Source organism: Sulfitobacter sp. HI0129 (genome assembly GCF_001635395.1).
Lineage (GTDB): Bacteria > Pseudomonadota > Alphaproteobacteria > Rhodobacterales > Rhodobacteraceae > Sulfitobacter.
Window position 1 is genome coordinate 1 of the sequence record NZ_LWGH01000286.1, and the last position, 6,286, is coordinate 6,286.

General features: G+C 62.7%; 7 protein-coding genes. 3 read left to right on the forward strand and 4 right to left on the reverse strand.

Translation table 11 applies throughout. From position 1 onward, the window contains the following. The 3 genes from A3764_RS06205 to A3764_RS23945 form a co-directional block, all read left to right on the forward strand. On the forward strand, nt 1–629 hold a 629-nt coding region (locus tag A3764_RS06205; protein WP_150122090.1), incomplete at its 5' end, for a serine hydrolase domain-containing protein. 7 nt (nt 630–636) lie between these two features. Continuing rightward, the gene (locus A3764_RS06210) at nt 637–1,029 is read left to right on the forward strand and encodes a DUF2237 family protein (protein ID WP_067922908.1); all 393 of its coding nucleotides are present in this window, start codon (nt 637–639) and stop codon (nt 1,027–1,029) included. After that, on the forward strand, nt 1,029–1,616 hold the full coding sequence (locus tag A3764_RS23945; RefSeq protein WP_201722309.1) for a DUF4893 domain-containing protein: 588 nt from the start codon (nt 1,029–1,031) through the stop codon (nt 1,614–1,616). The genes A3764_RS06210 and A3764_RS23945 overlap by 1 nt, the downstream gene beginning before the upstream one ends. Here A3764_RS23945 and A3764_RS06215 read toward each other — a convergent pair. The 4 genes from A3764_RS06215 to A3764_RS06230 form a co-directional block, all read right to left on the reverse strand. Then, nucleotides 1,508–2,161, reverse strand: a complete 654-nt coding sequence (locus tag A3764_RS06215; RefSeq protein ID WP_067922911.1) for a helix-turn-helix transcriptional regulator — start codon at nt 2,159–2,161, stop codon at nt 1,508–1,510. The genes A3764_RS23945 and A3764_RS06215 overlap by 109 nt on opposite strands. Before the next feature lie 196 nt (nt 2,162–2,357). Further along, a complete protein-coding gene (locus tag A3764_RS06220; RefSeq protein ID WP_067922914.1) occupies nt 2,358–2,627 on the reverse strand; it encodes a hypothetical protein in 270 nt (89 codons plus the stop codon). Nucleotides 2,628–2,997: 370 nt separating this feature from the next. Then, nucleotides 2,998–4,224: a tryptophan synthase subunit beta gene (gene trpB, locus A3764_RS06225; protein ID WP_067922917.1), complete on the reverse strand. Its 1,227-nt coding sequence runs from the start codon at nt 4,222–4,224 to the stop codon at nt 2,998–3,000. Nucleotides 4,225–4,307: 83 nt separating this feature from the next. Next, the gene (locus A3764_RS06230) at nt 4,308–6,251 is read right to left on the reverse strand and encodes an AsmA family protein (protein WP_067922920.1); all 1,944 of its coding nucleotides are present in this window, start codon (nt 6,249–6,251) and stop codon (nt 4,308–4,310) included. Nucleotides 6,252–6,286 lie beyond the last annotated feature (35 nt).

A 6,286-nucleotide genomic window follows, 5' to 3' on the forward strand; every position in this document is an offset into this window, starting at 1 on the left:
AGGATTACCTCGACTACGATTCGGACATCAACCGCATGGGTCGGGTGGTTGCCCTGGGCGGTACGCTCGATGATTTCACCACGGACCTCAAAGCGCGGTTCGCCGAACCGGGGGCGGAATGGAAATATGTCTCCATCGACACCCATGTGCTCGGTATGGTCACGCGGGGGGCCACCGGCCGGTCGATCCCGGACTTGCTGTCGGAAAAGATCATCGCGCCCATGGGGCTTGAATATGAACCCTATTACGTGACCGACGGCACGGGAACCGCCTTCGTTCTGGGTGGTCTGAATATGACGACGCGCGACTACGCCCGGTTTGGCCAGATGTATCAGCAGGGCGGGCGCTGGAACGGCAGGCAGATCGTACCACAGGACTGGGTCGAGGAATCGACGCGCCCCAGCGCGCCCACGGCCCCGGGCCGGATCGGTTATGGCTATCAGTGGTGGATCCCGCAGGGCGCGGCAGAAGGGGAATACATGGCGCGCGGCGTCTATGGGCAGTACATATATGTGGATACCGCCCGCAACGTCGTCATCGCGGTGAATTCCGCGGATCGCGGTTTCCGTGAGCCGGGCGTGTCGGAAAGCAATATCGCGATCTTCCGCGAGATCGCTGAAAGCCTGTGAGGATGCCATGGAACCGGACGATCCCGTCAATGTACTGAACGGCCCCCTGATGCTCTGCGGACGCGACCCGATGACGGGTTTCTTCCGCGACGGCCATTGCAACACCTGTGAGGAAGACGCCGGCAGCCATACCGTCTGCGCGGTGATGACCGCCGAATTCCTCGCCTATTCCAAATATGTCGGCAACGACCTCAGCACGCCGCGACCGGAGTTCGGATTTGCGGGATTGCAGCCCGGGGATCGGTGGTGCCTCTGTGCAGGGCGTTTCCTTCAGGCAGCGGACGAAGGCTGCGGGCCGAAGGTCGATCTGGCCGCGACCCATCGGCGGGCGCTCGATGTCGTGCCGTTGGACATGCTCAACGCCCATGCGATCACGCAGGATGGCGGGGCGTCGAATTGATGAAGATTACCCTGCCCCTCGCTGTCACGCTCGCGTTGCTGTCGCCCGCTTCCCTGCTTGCCCAAGCGGAGCTGCGGCCTGCCGATCAGGCCCGGCTGGACGGCTATGATGCCGCGGCGGGTGATGCTTTGCTGCGCGCATTGGCAGAAGGCGCACCCGATGATGTGGCGGCCCTTACGACCGCCCTTTCAGGGACACCTGCGGTTGCCTTCGATCCCAGCCTCGCGGGCGACTGGAAGTGCCGCACGCTCAAGCTGGGCGGGCCCGCGGGGCTGATCGCCTACACGCCCTTCGATTGCCAGATCACCCTGCGGGCGGACGGCTTCGAATTCGAAAAGCTCTCGGGCTCCCAACGGACCAAGGGGCGGATCATCATGCGGGACGGGCGGGCGATCTATGTAGGCGTGGGATTCGCTGCCGGGGAAACTCCTCCGGATTATCCCGACCTGCCCGAGGATTTCCGCTCTGACGGGCGCATTCAGGCCGATGTCGCGGTCGTCGAACGGGTCAGCCCCAACCGAGCGCGGCTGTTGTTTCCGGCCCCCGCGGTNGAAAGCGACTTCGACATACTCGAACTCACGCGCTGATCGGCTGCAGCGGCGGCCACCGCCCCGGTGTCTTCTTTCATGCCGTGGGCGGGCAAAAGCGCATCATCCAGCAGATCTTCGATGAAAAGCCCCAGCAATTGCGGGCGGCCCGCCACGTCCGCCTTGCGGTAAATGGCGTTGGTCTGCGCCTTCACGGTCCCTTCAGAGGTCCCCCGCAGCCCCGCGATTTCGCGCGTGCTGAGACCCTTTGTCAGGAAAAGCGCCACATCCCGTTCCGCGGGCGTCAGCTTCCACGCATCGAAATGTTCGTGCAGGATGTCGACAAACCCCGAAGAGCACAGCCGCAGCTTCTCTTCCGCCGCCTGGGCCCGCCGAAGCGAAGCACGAAGCGCGATCCAGCCGAGTACAACGCCCAGAACGAGGCCTGCGGCCTGTATGAGGCTGCGAATTTCGCTCGTGCCCCAATCCATCCACGGGCTGTGAACGTGCAGAAAGCCCATCACGGTGGCGGAAACGAAATAAAGCGCCGCGTTGAACTGCAGCGCAGCCACCAGCCAGAGTGCGATAAGTTTGTAATTGCTCATGACCGATCGGCTCCTTGCTGGAACACTCGATCTAGTCGGTAAGGCAGAGGGTACAAGGCATATCACCCCTGCGTGATTCACATAGCTGAAAAATTGAACCCACGCCGACTTACGCCAGCCGGGCTGAAACACATCCAGATTAGCCCTTATTTGGCGCCCGCCCCGAGGGGCGAGCGCGAGTTGTCAGTCGGTTCGATCAGCGCGGTACGCGGTCGTCATGCTCGTCCTTTGCGGTGGACTGATAGACGGTGCGTGTATCGGTGTACTGATCTTCCGCACGCAGGGTGCCGTCACCGTAGACTACGCGCTGCTCAACCTTGCGATCGGGATCGTTGCGCGAGGAAAAGGTCACTTCGCTGTCTGCGTGGTAGCCAACCTGATGACCTTCGCGGCCTTGTGCAAAGGCGGATGTACCGGCCACGGCGAGGACAAGGGCGGATGCGGTAAGTGTTGTTGTCAGTTTCATGTCTTGCTCCTTTAGTTTCAGACCCGATGCCGCCAAAGCCGAATGACTTGCTGCGTCGTCGGGATGAGGTGGATAAAGGGACGAAACCGGCAGAAGGCCATGCATCACAGGTTTAGGCTGGACCCTATAAACCGATGAACAAGGGCGCTAAACCTGAGTTTAGCATCGAAAACCCTATCAATATCGCTTGCCAAACCATTGTTATATTGATGAATTATGCAATCCTAGAATTAACAAAGTTCGGATGACGTCTTTCCTCGCCGCACCGGGAAACGCTCCGAAAAATCGCCCTATGTCTTTCGTTTAGACAGCAAAAAGGGCGGAGCCGACCTGCCGGAACCGCCCTCTTCGAAGATTTCTGTGCCTGCGCTCAGACGTTCATCTCGAACCCCAAGGCCTTTGCGACGGTGAAGATGTCCTTGTCGCCCCGCCCACACATGTTCATGCAGATGATGTGGTCCTTGGGCAGGTCCGGCGCGATCTTCATCACATGCGCCAAGGCATGCGAAGGTTCGAGCGCCGGGATGATCCCTTCCTGCGCACAGCAGAGCTGGAACGCCTCCAGGGCCTCGGCATCGGTGATGGAAACATATTTCGCCCGGCCGATTTCGTGCAGCCACGCGTGTTCCGGCCCGATCCCCGGATAGTCCAACCCGGCAGAGATCGAGAACCCTTCGAGGATCTGCCCGTCATCATCCTGCAGCAGGTAGGTGCGGTTGCCGTGCAGCACGCCGGGTCGCCCCCCGGTCAGGGAGGCGCAATGCTCCATCTTGTCGTTCACGCCCTTGCCGCCCGCTTCGACGCCGATGATGTTCACTTCCTTGTCGTCAAGGAACGGGAAGAACAGACCCATGGCGTTGGACCCGCCGCCGATGGCCGCGACGACCGTATCGGGCAGACGGCCTTCGGCCTTCGTCATCTGTTCGCGGACTTCCTTGCCGATGATAGCCTGAAAATCGCGCACCATGGCCGGATAGGGATGCGGGCCCGCGACGGTTCCGATACAATAGAAAGTATCGCGCACATTGGTGACCCAGTCGCGCAACGCGTCGTTCATCGCGTCCTTCAGGGTGCCCCTGCCGCTGGTCACGGGAATGACCTCGGCCCCCAGCAGGCGCATGCGGAAGACGTTGGGCGCCTGCCGCTCGACGTCATGTGCGCCCATGTAGACCACGCATTGCAACCCGAACTTGGCGCAGACCGTGGCCGTGGCCACGCCGTGCTGGCCCGCTCCCGTCTCGGCGATGATGCGTTTCTTGCCCATCCGCCGGGCGAGGATGATCTGCCCTAGCACGTTGTTGATCTTGTGCGCGCCCGTGTGGTTCAGCTCGTCGCGCTTCATGTAGACCTTGGCGCCGCCAAGATGGTCCGTCAGCCGTTCGCAGAAATAGAGCGGGCTGGGCCGGCCCACGTAATGGGTCCAGAGATCGTCCATCTCGGCCCAGAAGCTGTCGTCGGTCTTGGCCTTCTCATACTGTTCTTCCAGTTCGAGGATCAGCGGCATGAGCGTTTCGGACACGAAGCGCCCGCCGAAATCGCCGAAACGGCCATTTTCATCCGGGCCGGTCATGAAGCTGTTGAAAAGATCGTTTGCCATGGCGCGTCTCCTGCTCGCTACCCGCCTCCTTTAGCGCAGCGGCGCGGGCCTTGCCACCGTCACTTTCAGGTCGCGATGTCGCGTCATTCAAAGAGCTTCAGAAGCCCGCGCTTCAACTCGCCTTCCAGCTTGTCCTTGACCGCGTCTTCGACGGACTGCCCCTCTTGCGGCGCGAGGCCCAGTTCCTCGGTCAGTTCCTCTTCGAGTTTCTGCTTCACCTTCTGCTCCGCCCGCGCCTTTTCCTCACCGAAGTTGAGGTTAATCGCCGCCTTAACGTCCGCCTTGATAGAAGGATCAGCCCATGGGCCGGTGATATGCACCGGGATGGCAAGGCCACGGTCCCCGTTCAGGTGCAGGGCTTTGGGTGTGAGCGTATAGTCGATGGTCCGTTCGCCCAGCCCGACTTGCCCCGCCCCGGTGGCGTTGAAATTCGGCAGCAGCAGCGTCAGGTCGTCGTTTCGCAGAACCCCCGCCTGCATGGCAAAGCTGCCGGTGAGGGAATCGAACACCGTGGTGCCCCCCTGCACGTCGAAAGACCCCAGAAGCGCATCGAGGTCGATCCCTTCGATCGTGCCGCGCCCGACCGAGAAAGAGCCGTTGCCCCGCAAGGATTTCATCATTGCGTCGATGCTCTGCCCCGATCCAAGGAAGGAGACCTCCGCATTGGCGGTTCCGCTGAAGCGGTTGATCCCGGCGAGGCTTGAAAGGAGCGGATTTGCCCGGATCTCCTGCGCGTTCAACTGGCCCCCCACCGACAGGCCGCTGCGGTTGTTCACGACGAATTCGCCGGTAACCATTCCGTCGAAAACAGCGAGTTCCCGGATATCCGCCACCAATCGGGAAGCGTCGTTGCGCAGGACTGCGTGGACAGGGCCAAGCTGCACATCCCCTAGGTTTACCGCATTGGCGCGCAGACGCGCCTCGCCATCGAAGGTAGAAAGCACCGAGGCGTCAAGCGGCGTATCGGGCCATCCATCCGTCGCAGCCGGGGCCGCTGGGGTGCGGGCCCCGGCACCTTGCCGCTCCATCAGCGCGGAAAGATCGAGCGTTGCCGTACGCAGTTCCGCGTTGATCCGTGGCGTGCCATCGAGGATGAGGTCCGCCGCGCCCTCCAGCCGGTTGCCACCCAAGTCCGCCACAAGATCGCGCAGGAACAGCCGGCGGTCCGGCGTCAGCGTCAGTTGTGCCTTGACGTCGGCCTTCCGCCCCAGCCCCTCCGGCAAGATCACATCGGGCGCGCCCAAGGCACCCGCCAGCCGACTGGTATCAGCCGATTTGAACCACAGCGCCCCTTCAACCGCCCCTTCGAGCGAAGCGCGCCCTGTCAGGGTCATGCCCCCACCGGGCGCGGTGAGCCTGAGCGTTGCCGGGGTCACGGCACCTTCGAGAAACCGGTCGAAAGCGTCGATCTTCGCCTCCACCTGTACCGGTTCCCCCATGGGCCGGGCGGCGGCTTCGATCTTCGCGGGTCCCTGCCTGTCGGGCCAGTCCAGCGCAAGGTCCACATCCTCGTACCGCAGAGGGGCGGCGCCCTCGGCCACGTAGATCAAGGTGGCATCGGTAACGGTCAGCTTCTGGATACTGAGCGGGCGGCGCGGGCGGCCCTGCGCCGCGGTTGAACTGATCCCGGCGTCGCCGGTGGCATTGGTGAACCGCCAGCTTGCGCGGCCGTCGGCCCGCTGTTCCAGCCGGATCGTCGGACTGTGTGCCGCGATATTGGTGATGCGGATTTCACCGCGCAGCAGCGCCGAAGCGTCAATTCCGATCGCCGCATTGGCCGCCGTGAGCATCGCGCCATTATCGGCCCAATCGGCATTGCCGACCTCCAGCCCGCCCGCGCTGACGCCGAGGACGGGCCAGAAAGTCATGGCAACATCACCCGTGATCGCGACATCCCGGCCCGTCACCCGGCTGAGCTGGTCCGCCGCGATCCGCGCGATCCGTTCCTTCGGCAGCAGCATCAGCGACACGACCGCCACCACAAGGATCAGCGCGATCACGCCGAACAGCCATCTTACTAGTCTCATTGCCCGCTCCCCTGTCTCGGGCCCTTCCCCAGCCC